Consider the following 15,542-nt stretch of genomic DNA (forward strand, 5'->3'; position numbering starts at 1 on the left):
AATAGAGATTATATCTTGCATAAATAGCATGATGTGAATTTGTTAGTTATTCGTTAAAACTGGCCACCTATGTCTTTAAAGATAAACTGTTGGTTATCGGCATTTTGGATAGCAATTTCAAAAAGGCAGCAATTCGGTTCATTTTGATAATGAGTTGCCAGTTATACCCTATCCGTTAATTTAACGCATTGGTGCTCGGCGGGTAGTTCAATAACGGGCAGGCTGGCGTTGCGCAAGTATTCCCCTGGCCGGGGGAAAAGCTGTCGGCGAATATCGGTGTACCGGCAATTAGGCTGGCTTCGATTAGGTCGAGGAAACGCCTAGGCAGCACCAAGTTTTTAGATGGGTTAAGGATGTGCTTGAGCGAAAAATGAGGATGATGGACGTCGAGAGCACGATCGACTCGGCTTTGATGCCATAGTTCAGCGGGTTTACAAGCAGCGTTAAGAAAAAATTATAGAATATCTTATATTCAACAAAATTTTCTAAATCATGCAATCAAACACAGCGAAACCGTACTTCGAGGGTATAGAAGAAAAAATCATGGAGGAAATAAAGGATGCGGAATCTTCGATCCTGATTGCCATGGCTTGGTTTACCAGTCACGAAATCAAAAGTGCATTGCTTGACCATAAGCTTCGCCATCCAGAGATCAATATTGAGATCATTCTCGACAGAAATGACACTAACGTACGCTATTTCTATAATACTGCTAACCGCTTCCGCTCCGCTGGAATCATCATTCATCCAGAACCTGAGCGGATGATGCATCACAAATTTGCGGTCATAGATGGAAAGAAAACGCTTATGGGCTCGTACAACTATTCTGGCAAAGCGAAAACAAACCTTGAAAGTATGTTTATCAATGAAGATCAACAGTTCAGCTCGATTTATACCCGCGTATTCACCTCTATTAGCAATCCCCAACATGTGGATGAAGCTATAAAACTGTTATGGAAATATCCAGTCTTTGCGAAGCAATTGATTTCCATGTATTATCCTTTCACAGCGGAGGAGTTCTTAAAGCATAAACCTTTGCTCATCAGTGGTGACTGCTACACCTACGACAATGGTTACCGTGACACACTCGCCTATGAGCCCGGATATCTATTCAATCCCGCTGTTCCACATGTAAACGATTCATATTGTGAGTTTAAAAAACCGTACAGCAAAAACATGATCCTTAGATGGAGGCATAACGATGCTGAAATGGCCATTATCGATTCTTACAGGGAATTACCAGAAGAATGGGACAAGATATCGGATGAGCTTGAGCAGTATGATGACTGGTTTAAATCTTATTACAAAAGGCTGATCGACTCTACACATACTACAGCAGAAATTGAAAAACTGATTCAAGAAAATATCGATATTGTAGTAGAGGATCGCTTGTGGGCGGATAACTTTGGATTATTTATCAATAAAGGGCATCTGAAAGCGATTTTCGAATCGATTGCTCGCCACCAAGAGCAATCAACTACGAAGTTTTAATTCGATGTAAAGTGAACTATTTTTTACCTATTTGATCCAGAAGATCATTGATGGGAGTTCCAGGGGATAACATTCTGCATATTCAAGACCTGATAAAAGTGCCTTAGGATCATCGTAGCCGCGATCGCTAACGATGAGGATTTTACCAACCTGTGAAACCGATGATAAGATGTCTGCGATTGCCATAGGTAGGTTTGTGCCTCCCGATGTTGGAAGCAAACCTCCGGTTTCTGGGATAGTCACGGGCACGAGCCCGTTGTTAAAGAAGAAGAGTTCAACCTTGCCTGCGTCCTTGGCCCAACGCAACAGTGTAAGGATGTCTACCTGGTCATAAAGGCCCTGCATACTTGAGGAAACATCTACCAACAAAACGTTGGTGTTTTTTCGTTTTAAACCGGCGTTAGTTAATAGTTCCATCAGTTTTTCGCTGAAAGTGCTGATTTTCTCCGGATGGTCAGGCCGAAAACCTTCCATGTAGAAGGATTTTGCCGGGAGTGAAAGGCTAACACTTGGCGAATCGTAATTCAGGATGATCGTACCGCCACTTTTCGGACCTCCGAGTGTATAAGCATTTGCTACTTCCTCAATATGTGCTTTATCAATACTACCTCGCTGTTTGAATTCAATTACCGCTGCCGTATTACTTGTTCCACTCTCGTTGGACGAGAAACAAATCCTGAGATCCGGCTTCATTGCCTTTCGATTTTGATAAGCAATGGGTGTCTGCTCTTGGATAACCACACAGGCTGCTGGATAGTCCCTGCAGTTCTCTAGATTTGCAATAACTTCTTTTGAATAGCCGTCCAAAGTGATTCTGCCATCTACTACACAGGGCAGTGGGCCAAGCTCATCCATAGACTTTAAAGCCGTTACCGTACACCAGATCTCATAGGTATGCCAGCGGTGCTTCCAAAATGGCAGATCCAAAATCTCAAGTGCCTCATCGATGAGTTTTTCGCGTAAGGTTTCTCGGGTTTTAAGATGTGGAAGAAGATCCTTTTGATATAAAGCATAAGCTTTATCCTTGCCATCAACCGCTAGATTATCAAGATTATAAAATATATAGGCCCATTTAGGCATCAGATCCGTTAACAAATGTGCATTAGCAGCAAGTATTAAACTCGATTGGTCAAGCCTGACCTCATCGGATAGCTGATGATAATCATCGATAACCTGCTGAAATAGGTTGCGGACATCTCCAATAATAACATCAATAGGGTGGGAACCTATGATGATTTCCGGTAGGTATTTTGACATTCCACTTGAATAACGGTATTTATCATCCCATTCCCTGCTACTAGGAACCAACAAATCTGATATGGGAAAAAGTCTACCTAAGGTATAGGAATCCCATACCTCTTTGAGCTCTAAGTACCCAAGGCGTTTGGCCTGCTGATCATATCGGCGAAACTGTTCCAGATCTATTTCCGCGATTTCTAGATCGTCGGGAAAACCGAATTTTATGGAAACAGTCTCGCTTGCTTTAGGAGCAAGATGATCTGCAAGATATTCCCAGATTTCACTGAACATAAGCGAAAAAGGCTGCGCGGCTTGAAGGAAGGCGCGTAGAAACTGTTCAGCTGAGAGATTCTTTGTCTTTAAATAGATTGCAAGCTGATCATCTGGACAACCCAACAGATCGCACATCTCCTTGAACCAACCATTATCACGGGCATCTATCTTTCGGATTTCCAGCCCTCGTTTGTTCATTTCGGTGTAAAGCGCAGATGCACTATCCAGTATTTGTTCTTCCATTGATGTGAGCGTTTAGAAAACTAAAGATAACAAAATAGTATTTTACTCGAGCATACGAGGGGATTTTATAGATCAATGATATTGTAAAGCCCCAAATTATAGTGCTAACCAATTTTTTTTTATTTCCGTGCAAGTTTCTGTCATTAAGCTTTCGATCCCAGGGTTATCCTGCGCAATAAGCACATTTCCTGAGGGAATGTCGATAAAAAGACAGTCTTTAGATTTAAACGTAAGGTCACTGGTTTCTTTTGCATAAACCTTAAGTACCTTTAGAGCAAGTTCGGCTTCTTTTACCCTAAGGCGTGCCTGCGGGAAATTAAATCTTAACAGACCGATCTGCTCTCCTGTCAGATCAAAGAGCAACATATCAGCCTTTGCACTGATCTTCACGCCACATACCATTATGGCCGCACGTTTACGGTTGGTGTTTAGCACATATTTGCTCAGTATAGGAATCAATTTATCCGACATCCTGATCAGACCTTCAAGTGCCCCGGCCGAGTAATAACGGTTTCTGTAATTATCGGTTTTAGGTGAAAAAACAAGTGCTTCCTTTTTAAGCCTCACAGCATGCCTTCGGAATTCCTCAAAATAGAGATCATAATCATCAAAGTTAGCTGAAAAGGTGGCAGTAATAATATCCCTTGCGATATTGTAATACTTTGGAATATAGTCCCCCGGATATTTTCCGCCAATTAAAATCCGTTTGCGGCCGTTTAAAGTTGAACCATAATACCTGGAAAATTGCGTGAGTGATAGTCTCGGATCTTCGACAATTGTTATCTGCTTTACTTCAATCTGATTGTTTTCCATGTTCCCTTAATTAATAAATCATTATCCATCAGTCAATTAAAATGACCTAATTGATTAATATCAAATTTAAACAAAGCTAAATATATCAGTATATGTGACTTATCAACAATTAATCGGGTGTTTGATATACTAATAATAAGAGTATTGTCATTTTCCCGCTTTGTTATTGGTTCGATACGCGTTAACCAACTGAGATACAATTGTGTGCATGTGGATAATTACCTGATTTGTACGCCCGATCAGCCTCGTCCATTACTTATTATAGTATGATCACGGTTAAGGTTAAAACACCCTTACCAATTACCATATAATTCAATCATTCACATTTTTTATTGTAAAGTCAAGAACTTTCCGTCATCATGGAAACATCGGTTAGAAATGTTATCGGTGAATGTGACATTAAAGCATCTGGTACAGACATGTTGCTCAATGCCAGACAAGCAGCTAAGCTAATCAACTACAGAAGACCTACACTTTATGGTCTGGTCAGGGAGGACAAAATCCCTTTTTCCAAAACAGCAGGCAAATTGCTGTTTTCCCGGAACAAATTACTCGAATGGGTCGCTAACGGTAAACATAGCCCCACAGCGAAAAGTCCCCCGCAAGAATAAGCTGTATAACTTGCTTAGCTATATAACCGATAGGCTGTCTATCTACATAACCAATAGGCGGCCTATCTGCATAACAATATAGCTGATAGGCCAATATGTGTATGAGCCGATTAAAGGGAGTTTATCTGTAACAAAAACAAGGGATAAATCCATAAATAGCATACCGCTAACGGGCTTGTGGTTATGTAAAATGGCCTGTTCTAAAGCGGTAGAAAGGCGGTTCAGGCAGTCAGTCCCCTTTTCGGGGCTGAGCAAGCGGAAGTTGGGCAGTAGCCCTACTTACTTGCCCCACGCTATCGCCAGCGGGGTTTGCTGTATACTCCGGGTATACAGTGAGGCTGGCAGAGCCTTGCCAGTATTGTTTTGCGTATACAGGGCTGTATATCGCAAAACAGATATTAACCAATTTCGACGATTAGAAGCAGATGAGTTAATCAAGCTTTGACAAAATAAATTCATCCATACTAGAGATAAACTGAAAATATATTGGGCTTACTTGCCAGCTCAAACATTAAACAAATTTTAAAAGAGAAAGGAACTACTATGAGATTAGACATCATCACCAAAGAAGATCTACAACAGTTCAAGGCCGAACTGTTCACAGAACTGAAAGAGATCATTGGCCAGAAAAAAGAAACTGGCGATAGACAATGGCTCAAAAGTGCGGAGGTCAGGGAAATGCTAACCATATCCGCAGGTACTTTGCAGAATCTGCGGATCAACGGAACACTACCATTTCAAAAGATTGGGGGCAGTTTGTATTACAACCGATCAGTGATCGAGAAAATAATGAAAGGAGGTGCAAATGAGCAATAGCCAAAATTTGCAGCACCATCCGCTAAACAATTACTTTGAACGCCTGGCAGCAGACACACGGTTGTTTTCTTCCCATATCGCCCTGTTTGCGGCTTTGTATTACTTTAGCAATGATACGAATCCCTGCTTACCTTTTCAGGTAAGCAGACCAAAGCTAATGCGTTTTTCACGCATCAAATCCATTGCTACTTATCACAAGAACATCAGCGACCTGACCCGTTACGGGTATATAGAATATAATCCCTCATGGCACCCCCTAAAAGGAACTTGCGTGAGGCTGATTATTGAAGACAACCAAAATAGCTAAGTTATGGAGGACAACGGTATCAAATCTATACGCTACCCGGTAGAGGCGGATAAAAAATTAACAAAACTTGCGCTCAGGTTGGGGAGAACCAAGAAGCTGTTATTCATGCAGATGATAGACTATTTCTATAAGAGCAAAAAAGACCCCAAAGACCTGAATGATGAAATGCTGAAAAACCAAATGTTGAACGGTGTCAACCGCATTATCGGTTTTTTCCGTACACAGGAAGAAGAATGGCTGCGACCTATACTTGCCAATAGTGCCAAATTACTCCAGATTGCTGAAAATGGTAATAAGTACCTGGATAGCTTAAAACTATATGCTGATGAGGATGTAAAAAAGACCAACGATATACTACAACGGTTGGGAACGCTGGATAAGGCTATTAGCAAAACACAACTGTATCACGAAGAAAAAGCACAACTAAAAGCCCGGTTTAAAAAGTTACTGGACTATTACATTACCCAACGGGAGACCTTAGGTTGGCCTGTTTCTGCTGCTAAAAAAGAAGAATTGCAAAACCACGTAAGGCGATCACTGGAAAATCTATAGCCTATGTTCATCAATATTACCAACTTGGAGACGGGCAGCAACAAAGAAAGTAGCGCAGCACTGGTCAATTATCTGGAAAAAGAAAATCACTTGCAACCCGAAAAAGGCCGGGGTTTGGGACAGGAAAATTGGTTCAACGGCTCGGATCATGAAATCCCCCGGCAGGAAGTACGGATAAACATCGACCGTAACATTGCCAAACTAGCCCGTTATGAAAGTAAATTCTACCTGATCAATATCAGCCCCAGCCAAAAGGAACTGGCACACTTGCTGCACAAATACGGGGAACAAGGCGCAAAGGAAAGGCTAAAAGAGTTTGCCGTAAAGGTCATGGACGAATACGCTCGTAACTTTAAAAGACCGGGTATTGACAGCCATAAAGACTTGCTATGGTATGGTAAGTATGAAAACTTCCGCTATTACAAACACAATGATAAGGAGGTAAAGAACGGCACTAAACAAAAGGGCGAGCGTAAGGAAGGTAAGCAGATGCACATCCAGATCATTGTAAGCAGGAAGGATATTACTAACCGCTTGAAATTGAGTCCCGAAAACAATTCGAAAGGCAGGAATGCGGAACACTCGGCCAAATTGGGGCAGTTTAACAGGAATGCCTTTAAGCAGTCCGGTGAAAGCCTCTTTGACCGTTACTTTGATTATAACAGGGGCTTAAAAGACTCAATGGTTTATGCCAATACCATGAAAAACGGAACAGCCGCACAAAAAGTGCAAATGCAGATTTTAGGAAGCATACCCGATCAGCAAAATCAACATGGTCAGAAAGCCACTAAGCAATTAAGTATAGCTGTAGCGGATAGCCTTTTTAAAAGTGTAGGGCAAATGATCAGCCATGCAGAAAAGGCAGGTACCGGACTACTGAAAATCCTGATGGAGCCAGTTTATGAGGCACCGCATGTGAATCCGGAACGCAAACGCAAAAAGAAGAAAAAAGGACATTCACAGATTCACGGGCATAGTCTATAAATACGTGCATACGTCTTAACGATTGAGATCCTTTATAATCTCCCCTAGTGCAATGTGGTAAGTTTTCATAATGGCTATGGTGGTCATATTGAATTCTTGGGCAACATCTTCAATAGTATTGTCGAAGAAATAAAGGCTTTCAAAAATCTTTTTTTGCAAAGACGAAAGTTTTGTAGATAATTTACGCTCATCAAAAGGTCTAAAGATATAGCCATTTGGCTTTCCTTGAATCAGCCGTAATTTTGCGGTTGCCTCATATTTTGCGATCCTATACATCCAAGTAAAAAAATGGATCTTTTCTTCGTCATGCTGATGAATCGTGTCAGTGATCACATCAAGTACTCGAAAATAGGTGAAATATCTACTAATTGGATCAGGCAGAACCCGGTATATAATTCCATTGAGTTCAGCGCCACAATTGTCCATTAACAGGATCAACCCGCATGCATCCTTTTTAATCAATGCTGATCTAACCAGCATTAACATTTCAGGGTCGTAAGCCATAGCAATTCATGTTAGGTTATTAAGTTCAAAATTAATGAGGCAAAGCAGGACAGATCCGTACAATAAAATACGGGACTGTCCGCTTTGCGGGAAGGAATAAAAATCAATTGGCAGTTTCATCTTCCTTCAATAATTGTTCACACTTTGTTTTGAGATATGCCATTTCGATAAATTCCTCGAGCAGTTCATAAAACTGTAGTTTAGAGCTAATAACTTCTTCATCAGCATATTCGCCACATCGAAATAACCACGCCCGGAATAATTCCCATAAATGCGTTCTTGCCTCATGAACCGGATAATGATCAAAAAAGCTGATTAGCAAGCCGTTTATATTTGTCAGTTTCTCTCCTTTAAAAGTTGGAGGCTGATAACTCAATGCTTCCAAAAATTGCTCCATAGCATTAGTTATTTAGATTTGACGTTTGCAGGTAATTTGCTTTGCCCTCTTTGATATCGCTGATCCTTTGTCTGCAAATCCTGTTTGTTTCTTCAATGATGTGGTGAATCCTTATGAACATGGCATCCAGTTCCCCTTTTGTAATCATGAAGTTATGATCATACCGTGCCTCACCTAAACCCTTTAGAAGTAAAGTACTAAGTTTAATTTCCTCAGGTGTATTCCGGTTTGGAGTGGCGAAAGCTTGTTTCGGTAATACGTTTTCCACCAGCTTTAACAATCTTGGCAAACCGTTACTGTTGGTACGATAACCTGTTAATACACGCAAAACACCGGAATAACAATGTTGTAATGCTTGGTGAAGAGAAAAAACCGCTAGGTTGTCAATCCCTGCTTCCTGATAAAATTTAGCACCCTTTAAAAAATTTAAGGTAAGGTTGTGCCAATGGTTCCAGAAAGACTCCCGTTCAATAACTCGTTTATTGATATCCCGTCCTTTTACCGGGGTCACAAATGCTTCTTGTTTTAGGTCGTGGATCACTGCTCCACTATAATAAATGGCGGAGAAAAAAGAACTTCCGTTAGACAGGGCATTATTAATTTCATCCATCCTATGCACAAATACCGCAACCTTGGCCAATGGCTTACATTCTACTTCAATTCTTTGAGCGATCTGAATATCGTGAGTGCTTTCAGCAGCGGAAGGGATTATCAATAAAGCATAACTGTTTTGCCCGGCTACGGCTTCAGCGCTTAGAAATTCAGAGCCAAAACAATTACGGGATTTTACTTCGTTAATGGTACTGGCAAAACAAATAATTTTTTCTATGGCAAAATATTTAGTAATTACCGCCGTGATCTGTTGCAACTGGATGCTTTCTGCATCCACCGGATTTGAATTGATGATGTTTTTTAATTTAGCTTTTTTCATAATGCTGTAGTTTAATTTTGATGTAGGAATTTTTAATAGCGGTCAATTGCAAGGACATGATCTCTATGGATTGCCTCAACTGAACAATTTTCTAAGCTTTGAAGGAATTGGAAACGTGAAGTTGCCAATGCTCACAGCTATTGCCCGAACAAAAGTTTAAACCGGAGCCTTTTTTATAATTGAATATGAATTTTTGGTATATACACCAGATGTGACGTTTAGATCTTTCCTGTCAGAAGGAAAAGTCACATTGAAACCTAAAGTGGATTGCTGTTTCATAACTCGTTATTTTAGTAACGAGTCTCTTGGTTATGATAGATATGCAATTACTATAGCTGGGCCCTATCACCATGTCGCAAGGTTCCGACACCTTCTTAACTGGTATACGATAGAGCCCGTAGTGCTATAGTACGCACAAAAGTACGCAAATATCACTACAGACATAATCTATCGTCTCGTTAAGATTGCTAATTGTCGGAATTTGCGACGAGACTCTTTATTATTATCTTGTAATAATCGAATATACGAATAAATACTTCTTTTATAAAATTTATTTTAAAATAAAAGAAGGTAATAGTACTAAAGTTGCCCCATTCTTTTCAGGTATCTATTTTTATAGAAATAAGATTAAAATTGAAAGAAAAATTACCAGAGAACAATTTAGGTACCTACCTCACTCAATTGGAGATCCCTAATATTGAAATATACGCTAAAACGGGCATACCTACTGTTGAACTGAGCAAATTAAGAAGCGGACGTATAACTAGACTATCAGCAAAGAAACTGTATTTAATATCATTAGCTGCTAGTAAAGATATAGGAGATACTTTAAAGGAGGTCTTCCCAACTCTTGCCATTGCAGATACAAAACCAGTAAATTCAAACAGTAAAAAATATACTGAGATTGGCAATTACTTAAACTCAATTGAACGTGATACCATTGAGGCAATATCTAGAAAGACTAGTATTACAGTATCTAGATTAAGGGATTTAAAAACTAAATCTAATGTAATTGCATTGGCAGAAGAACTTTATTCCATAGAACTAGCAACCAATAAAAATCCTGGTGATCTTTATAAAATGATCTTTACTAATGTCCGATTAAATTCAAAAGACGAACAAGCAAAATTACTGAAGGAGGAAAAAGACAAGTCACTGGTTAAAACGCTAAAATCGAAAAAATCTAAGTAAACACTTCTATCGACTTATCCCCACGCTCATTTGCGGCGTGCGAAACCCCAATTCTCAAACCCTAACGCTGTTCTCGCTTTGGCATTTACGGAGTAGTAGCGGTTAGGTTACTGCTATTTCGGGGATATCGGTGCTGAAACAGAAGGCTACCCTTACTTCGAAACGGTAACAAAATGCACACCCAAAATGTAGATTTCAGGTGTGCAATAGCCATTTCTATATAACAGCAAACATTTCCCTTAATGGTGCCATATCGTTGCCGACTTTTTCATCCAGTATTTTAGCGTAAAGTTGCGTAGTACGGAGATTAGTATGTCCAAGCATTTTTGAAACGCTTTCAATAGGTACTCCGTTCATTAATGTTACGGTTGTGGCAAACGTTCGCTTGGCAATCCGGTTTCCTAATGTTTTGTCTACGCCAGCGAGTGCGGCAATTTCTACTAAATACTCATTCATTTTCTGGTTGCTGGAAACAGGCAGGGCTTTGTCCTTATTAATACATACCGGATGATCTTTGTACTTGTCCAGAATTGCTTTGGCAACAGGAAGCAGTGGAATTGCCGCCCTGGTATTTGTCTTTTGTCTGTAAGTAACAATCCAGCGTTCCCCATCTGCACCGATACCAATATCTGATGGTTTAAGCTTTTGTACATCCACATAAGATAATCCCGTGTAGCAGCTAAACAGGAAAAAATCCCGCACCTGTGACAGCCTTAGGGTAGTAAATTCCTTATCCACTATTTTTTGCAGTTCCGTTGCCGTAAGATAATTGCGGTATACATCTTTGGATTTTAGCTTATAACCAAAGAAAGGGTCTGCACTGATCCATTTGTTTGACATGCAGATTCGAACAATCTTACCTAAATTTTTTAGATGCTTAATGGCGGTATTGTTTGTATTGGCTTTTTCAGTACGCAGGTAAAAATCAAAAACACTGATAAATTCATGGTCTATGCTTTTTATATTGATGTCGTTTTTGCGGTATTGAAAAGACAGGAAATCCAGTATGTGCCTTTCCAGTACTTCATATCTTTTAAGTGTTCCTTGCGCATATTCCTTACCGACAAGTGCTTTCATGTTTTTATTATGCAACGTAACTGCCTCAACCAATGTATGCGGCTTTTCCGCTTTGCCGAGGTATTTGCACTTGACACTTTCGGTAGTGACTTCATCGTCCTGTAGGCATAATATTGTGTACGCAGCAGTGACACCGGCTTTCATTTTATCCAGATAGGCATTAAAAGTTTTGGTATCTTCTTTCGTACCCCGAATGTGTCCGGTTTTAGAGTTCCATTGTTCCGGCTCACATTCCTTACCTGTGGCAAGTTCGGCACGTTTTCCGTTAACTGTGATCCTTAAATAAATAGGTGTAACGCCTGTAGTGTAATCTTTTGGCCTCTTAAGATAGAAAAGCAGACTGAAATTAGTTTTCATAATAACTGATTTAAGGTTAAACAAAGTTAGCCTTGCAGTCTAAACGCATCAAGTCATTTAATGATTGAACTTTCTGTTTTACAGAAAGTTACATTGATTTTGGTGAGTTGAAAATCCCAAATTTTACTCACCTAATTACTCACCATTTTATTTGTGATTTATTAGATATTTTGGGTTTTCCCGGTAAACAAAAAAGCTTGCAATCATTTGATTTGCAAGCTTTTACGTAGTTTTGATACTATTCTCTGTGATCCCGCTGGGATTCGAACCCAGGACCACTACATTAAAAGTGTAATGCTCTACCAGCTGAGCTACGGAATCAAAGTTCTTATTTGAACTTTACTTTAAGCGTTTCCTTTTAAAGTGGTGCAAATATAGGGCTGATATACATCATCTGCAAATAATTATGTTAGAAATCAGTTATGCGGCTGATTTTAAGCCAGATTATTTCCTCGCAGTTGATTTTGGACTGATCTTTTTTGCTTCATAATGGAATTATGAGCCCTTATCACAGCTTTATTCCACATAAAAAAGACTTATGAATTATTAGCTTAATCATGAAAGTGTTTTCTATATTTGAAACTTGATCATGCCCTCAAAAATCGTCACAACGGAATCTCTTCGCCAGCTTTGGTACACTGTAATCGGTGAGAAAACTTTCTTTTCTTTAGAGAGCAGGGTATTTCATGCCGTTTCAATTGCAGGGTTCCTGGCAGCCATTTTAAATGGCCTTATCATTGCCATTATGGACATGTACTTATGGGCAGTGCTCATGTTTGCGGTTAGTTTGGTTATGTTACTCACCTATTACGTTTCCAGATTTAAAAGAAAACTTTATTTAGGGATCGTCATTATTGGACTTGGTAGTAACCTTGCGGCAGCTAGTACATACTTTTTAAGCGGTGGTTCAAACGGAGTTACGTTGCTTTGGTTCATTTTGATCATGTTTGTCATTACCGTAGTTGTTCCAAGAAAACAATTTTGGATTTGGGTCCCACCTAATTTTATAATGGTCATCGCGCTACTCATTGCAGAGTATTATCATCCGGAATGGATTAAGCCGATGTATGCCAGTGAGCGAAACAGATTGATTGATCTTGGGCAGACCATGTTCGAGGTTGTGGCTTTGTTTTGTCTGATTGTGATTTACCTCAAAACAAATTATAAGCGTGAAAAAAGCCTGGCAAAGGAACGTCAGGAGCAACTCGAAGAGACCAACGAAGCGAAGAATAAACTGTTTTCTATTGTTGCCCATGATTTAAAAGCTCCTTTGGCCTCTATTGAGAATTACCTTGAACTGCTTGGACAAATTTCGTTAAGTCCTGAAGAAAAAGGATCTATAGAAAAAGACTTGCTTCGATCAACCCGTCAGACCTCAGAATTGCTTCAAAACATACTTTCCTGGTCTAAGGATCAGATGAATGGAGTTGCAGTTCATTTGCAGCAAATATTTGTACAACAGACTTTAGACAATACCATTCGGGTACAGCAAAATCTTGCTACTGATAAATGCATTTCATTTGTCCATGAGATAGATGCTGAGCTACAGGTGATAGCCGATCCCAATATGCTACAGCTGGTGATTAGAAATCTGTTAAACAATGCTGTAAAGTTTACACCTGCAGGTGGCGAGATCAAACTGAGTTATATGAACGATGAAGATCAGTGCGTGCTTGTTATACAGGATAATGGCATTGGCATCAATCAGAACGAATCGGACATATTTTCGTTAAAAAGTAATGGTACTTATGGCACAAATAATGAAAAAGGCGTTGGTTTAGGCCTTAGCCTAACCAAAACCTATGTAGAATTACAGGGGGGGAAATTGTGGTTTGAAAGTGAACCTGGAAAAGGCACTACTTTTTATGTCAGTTTAGCTCCTTCGCATAGTACCTGTTTCGCGTAATCTTATATAGCAGCTAAATGCTTCCTCTAATAAATGGGGTGTTTGACCGCCTCTTTTGGAAGCCCTTTCAAAATAATCCAGTAAATCAGCCTTGTAATCTGGATGCGCGCAGTTTTCTATAATTACCTTCGCACGTTGTCTGGGTGCAAGTCCACGTAAATCTGCAAGTCCTTGTTCGGTAACAATGATATCCACATCGTGTTCTGTATGGTCTACATGGGAAACCATAGGTACGATGCTGGAAATTGCTCCGCCTTTGGCCAAAGATTGGGTTACAAAAATACTGAGGTAGGCATTTCTTGAAAAATCGCCTGAACCCCCTATCCCATTCATCATGTTGGTTCCGGAAACATGGGTGGAGTTCACATTACCATAGATGTCGCATTCCAGAGCGGTATTGATGGCGATTACGCCCAGCCTCCTGATGATGGCTGCAGAATTACTAATATCCTGTGGCCTCAATACCACCTTGTTTTTGTAATGTTCCAGGTTACAAAATATCTTTTCATAGTACGGTTCTGAAACTGTAATGGAAGATCCTGAAGCAAAATCCAGTTTTCCTGAATCGAGCAGGTCAAATGTGCTGTCCTGCAGCACTTCTGAATACATTGTCAGGTGTTCGAAATCACCGTCTATAAAACCGCTTAACACGGAATTGGCTACCTTACCTATTCCTGCCTGTAACGGAAGCAGTGATTTGGTTAAGTGCCCTTTTTTCACCTCATCAGCAAAGAAAGCAACCAGGCGAGCAGCAATTGCTGATGTAGTTTCATCAGCTGGTGCAATTTCGGCAGGGCTGTCTGTGGTATTGGTAATGACAATACCGATAATTTTATCTGGATTTAAGGGGATCGAGGTTGTACCTACCCTGCTGTTGGCAGCGATGATTGGTATGGCAGGCCGATTTGGGTAATTACCCAAAGAAACTATATCATGCAGCCCACAAATGGAAAAGGGAATGGTGGTATTGATCTCAATGATGATGTGATCTGCAAGCTCTGCAAAAGCAGCGGAATTGCCAATGGAAGTGGTGGGCACAATGCTACCATCAGCTTCGATTAGCGTTGCTTCCAAGATGGCGATGTCAATCTTTGGAAAGTTGTTGGCTTTGAGTAGATTGGCTGTCTCACCCAGGTGTTGGTCGATATATAGCACTTCACCGTTGTTGATGGCTTTCCGGAGTACAGGGTCTACCTGGAATGGCAGACGCATGGAAAGTACTTTTGCCTCGGTAAGCATCCCGTCGGTATCGTGACCAAGTGACGCCCCGGTCATCAAGGTAATTTTTAATGGGTCTGCCTTTGCTCTTTCGGCCAATGCAGCCAATACGGCTTTACTGTCTCCCGATTTGGTGAAGCCACTGGAAGCAACTACCATCTGGTCTTTAAAGAGTGCTGCTGCCTGTTTAGGGCTAATGATCAAGGCTTCCAGTCCGGCTCTTAATATTCTATCTTCGTACATAATATCCTGTTTAATGAATCAAAACAATCTGTTATAGCTACTTTGGCAAACACCATCGGGCAAGTAATTGTCAAAACTTACCGTTGATCTGTATTTAGATTGTAGTAACGCAATTTAGAAATCTAGACCATAATTATCACGATTATTTCAATTAAATCCGGATATGGTAAAAAATTGCAGCAATTCTCGGAATTACGGTAGCCACAGTAAACTCTCATATGGTAAATTCTGTCAAATCCATTAAGGCATTTTTACATAAGAATCAGGAAATAGGCCTTTTTGTAATCATTAGCGCGATTTTAGGTCATAAGGCGTAAAATTTTTCAACCTGGTTTTAAGCGCTTTAAGGATGCGTAGCATGTTTTCTTTCGATGTGTTTAACATTATTA

15 protein-coding genes and 1 tRNA gene are annotated in these 15,542 nt (G+C 40.2%); 8 read left to right on the top strand and 8 right to left on the bottom strand.

Annotated elements, in window-relative coordinates; genetic code table 11:
* The first annotated feature begins 492 nt into the window (after positions 1-492).
* Complete coding sequence (locus tag IM797_RS00485; protein WP_194125130.1) at positions 493-1,491, top strand: phospholipase D-like domain-containing protein; 999 nt, start codon at positions 493-495, stop codon at positions 1,489-1,491.
* A gap of 27 nt (positions 1,492-1,518) precedes the next feature.
* Here IM797_RS00485 and IM797_RS00490 read toward each other — a convergent pair whose 3' ends face one another.
* Both IM797_RS00490 and IM797_RS00495 read right to left on the bottom strand, forming a co-directional pair.
* The gene (locus IM797_RS00490; protein WP_194125131.1) at positions 1,519-3,246 is read right to left on the bottom strand and encodes a hypothetical protein; all 1,728 of its coding nucleotides are present in this window, start codon (positions 3,244-3,246) and stop codon (positions 1,519-1,521) included.
* A 96-nt stretch (positions 3,247-3,342) separates the two neighbouring features.
* Positions 3,343-4,059: a hypothetical protein gene (locus IM797_RS00495; RefSeq protein ID WP_194125132.1), complete on the bottom strand. Its 717-nt coding sequence runs from the start codon at positions 4,057-4,059 to the stop codon at positions 3,343-3,345.
* Positions 4,060-4,418: 359 nt separating this feature from the next.
* Between IM797_RS00495 and IM797_RS00500 the strand changes: the two genes are divergently transcribed.
* The 5 genes from IM797_RS00500 (at position 4,419) to IM797_RS00520 (ending at position 7,329) form a co-directional block, all read left to right on the top strand.
* The gene (locus IM797_RS00500; RefSeq protein ID WP_194125133.1) at positions 4,419-4,670 is read left to right on the top strand and encodes a helix-turn-helix domain-containing protein; all 252 of its coding nucleotides are present in this window, start codon (positions 4,419-4,421) and stop codon (positions 4,668-4,670) included.
* Between the two features lie 543 nt (positions 4,671-5,213).
* Positions 5,214-5,486, top strand: coding sequence for a helix-turn-helix domain-containing protein (locus tag IM797_RS00505; RefSeq protein ID WP_194125134.1), 273 nt, complete (start codon positions 5,214-5,216; stop codon positions 5,484-5,486).
* On the top strand, positions 5,476-5,793 hold the full coding sequence (locus tag IM797_RS00510) for a hypothetical protein (protein ID WP_194125135.1): 318 nt from the start codon (positions 5,476-5,478) through the stop codon (positions 5,791-5,793). The genes IM797_RS00505 and IM797_RS00510 overlap by 11 nt, the downstream gene beginning before the upstream one ends.
* Before the next feature lie 3 nt (positions 5,794-5,796).
* A complete protein-coding gene (locus IM797_RS00515) occupies positions 5,797-6,345 on the top strand; it encodes a BfmA/BtgA family mobilization protein (RefSeq protein ID WP_194125136.1) in 549 nt (182 codons plus the stop codon).
* A gap of 3 nt (positions 6,346-6,348) precedes the next feature.
* Positions 6,349-7,329: a DUF5712 family protein gene (locus IM797_RS00520; protein WP_194125137.1), complete on the top strand. Its 981-nt coding sequence runs from the start codon at positions 6,349-6,351 to the stop codon at positions 7,327-7,329.
* A 15-nt stretch (positions 7,330-7,344) separates the two neighbouring features.
* On the opposite strand, the gene IM797_RS00525 is transcribed toward IM797_RS00520, so the two are convergent.
* From IM797_RS00525 to IM797_RS00535, 3 genes are all read right to left on the bottom strand, one after another.
* Positions 7,345-7,833, bottom strand: a complete 489-nt coding sequence (locus IM797_RS00525) for a hypothetical protein (protein WP_194125138.1) — start codon at positions 7,831-7,833, stop codon at positions 7,345-7,347.
* A gap of 103 nt (positions 7,834-7,936) precedes the next feature.
* A complete protein-coding gene (locus IM797_RS00530; protein WP_194125139.1) occupies positions 7,937-8,230 on the bottom strand; it encodes a hypothetical protein in 294 nt (97 codons plus the stop codon).
* A gap of 4 nt (positions 8,231-8,234) precedes the next feature.
* On the bottom strand, positions 8,235-9,161 hold the full coding sequence (locus tag IM797_RS00535) for a HEPN domain-containing protein (RefSeq protein WP_194125140.1): 927 nt from the start codon (positions 9,159-9,161) through the stop codon (positions 8,235-8,237).
* 633 nt (positions 9,162-9,794) lie between these two features.
* On the opposite strand from IM797_RS00535, the gene IM797_RS00540 reads away from it, so the two are divergent.
* Complete coding sequence (locus IM797_RS00540; protein ID WP_194125141.1) at positions 9,795-10,352, top strand: hypothetical protein; 558 nt, start codon at positions 9,795-9,797, stop codon at positions 10,350-10,352.
* Positions 10,353-10,568: 216 nt separating this feature from the next.
* On the opposite strand, the gene IM797_RS00545 is transcribed toward IM797_RS00540, so the two are convergent.
* Positions 10,569-11,786 carry a site-specific integrase gene (locus IM797_RS00545; protein ID WP_194125142.1) on the bottom strand — a complete coding sequence of 406 codons (1,218 nt, stop codon included), beginning with the start codon at positions 11,784-11,786 and terminating at the stop codon, positions 10,569-10,571.
* Between the two features lie 248 nt (positions 11,787-12,034).
* Positions 12,035-12,107: transfer RNA gene (locus tag IM797_RS00550), tRNA-Lys, on the bottom strand.
* 268 nt (positions 12,108-12,375) lie between these two features.
* Between IM797_RS00550 and IM797_RS00555 the strand changes: the two genes are divergently transcribed.
* Positions 12,376-13,692: an ATP-binding protein gene (locus IM797_RS00555; RefSeq protein WP_194125143.1), complete on the top strand. Its 1,317-nt coding sequence runs from the start codon at positions 12,376-12,378 to the stop codon at positions 13,690-13,692.
* Here the strand turns inward: IM797_RS00555 and IM797_RS00560 are convergent.
* Complete coding sequence (locus IM797_RS00560) at positions 13,660-15,153, bottom strand: succinate CoA transferase (RefSeq protein WP_194125144.1); 1,494 nt, start codon at positions 15,151-15,153, stop codon at positions 13,660-13,662. The two genes, IM797_RS00555 and IM797_RS00560, sit on opposite strands and share 33 nt — an antisense overlap.
* Positions 15,154-15,542 lie beyond the last annotated feature (389 nt).

This window comes from Pedobacter sp. MC2016-24, from assembly GCF_015223055.1.
Classification (GTDB): Bacteria; Bacteroidota; Bacteroidia; order Sphingobacteriales; family Sphingobacteriaceae; genus Pedobacter.

Excerpts from the sequence above, each read along its gene's own strand:
- IM797_RS00485 (WP_194125130.1), top strand. The coding sequence starts at position 493 with ATGCAATCAAACACAGCGAAACCGTACTTCGAGGGTATAGAAGAAAAA.
- IM797_RS00490 (WP_194125131.1), bottom strand. The coding sequence starts at position 3,246 with ATGGAAGAACAAATACTGGATAGTGCATCTGCGCTTTACACCGAAATG.
- IM797_RS00495 (WP_194125132.1), bottom strand. The coding sequence starts at position 4,059 with ATGGAAAACAATCAGATTGAAGTAAAGCAGATAACAATTGTCGAAGAT.
- IM797_RS00500 (WP_194125133.1), top strand. The coding sequence starts at position 4,419 with ATGGAAACATCGGTTAGAAATGTTATCGGTGAATGTGACATTAAAGCA.
- IM797_RS00505 (WP_194125134.1), top strand. The coding sequence starts at position 5,214 with ATGAGATTAGACATCATCACCAAAGAAGATCTACAACAGTTCAAGGCC.
- IM797_RS00510 (WP_194125135.1), top strand. The coding sequence starts at position 5,476 with ATGAGCAATAGCCAAAATTTGCAGCACCATCCGCTAAACAATTACTTT.
- IM797_RS00515 (WP_194125136.1), top strand. The coding sequence starts at position 5,797 with ATGGAGGACAACGGTATCAAATCTATACGCTACCCGGTAGAGGCGGAT.
- IM797_RS00520 (WP_194125137.1), top strand. The coding sequence starts at position 6,349 with ATGTTCATCAATATTACCAACTTGGAGACGGGCAGCAACAAAGAAAGT.
- IM797_RS00525 (WP_194125138.1), bottom strand. The coding sequence starts at position 7,833 with ATGGCTTACGACCCTGAAATGTTAATGCTGGTTAGATCAGCATTGATT.
- IM797_RS00530 (WP_194125139.1), bottom strand. The coding sequence starts at position 8,230 with ATGGAGCAATTTTTGGAAGCATTGAGTTATCAGCCTCCAACTTTTAAA.
- IM797_RS00535 (WP_194125140.1), bottom strand. The coding sequence starts at position 9,161 with ATGAAAAAAGCTAAATTAAAAAACATCATCAATTCAAATCCGGTGGAT.
- IM797_RS00545 (WP_194125142.1), bottom strand. The coding sequence starts at position 11,786 with ATGAAAACTAATTTCAGTCTGCTTTTCTATCTTAAGAGGCCAAAAGAT.
- IM797_RS00555 (WP_194125143.1), top strand. The coding sequence starts at position 12,376 with ATGCCCTCAAAAATCGTCACAACGGAATCTCTTCGCCAGCTTTGGTAC.
- IM797_RS00560 (WP_194125144.1), bottom strand. The coding sequence starts at position 15,153 with ATGTACGAAGATAGAATATTAAGAGCCGGACTGGAAGCCTTGATCATT.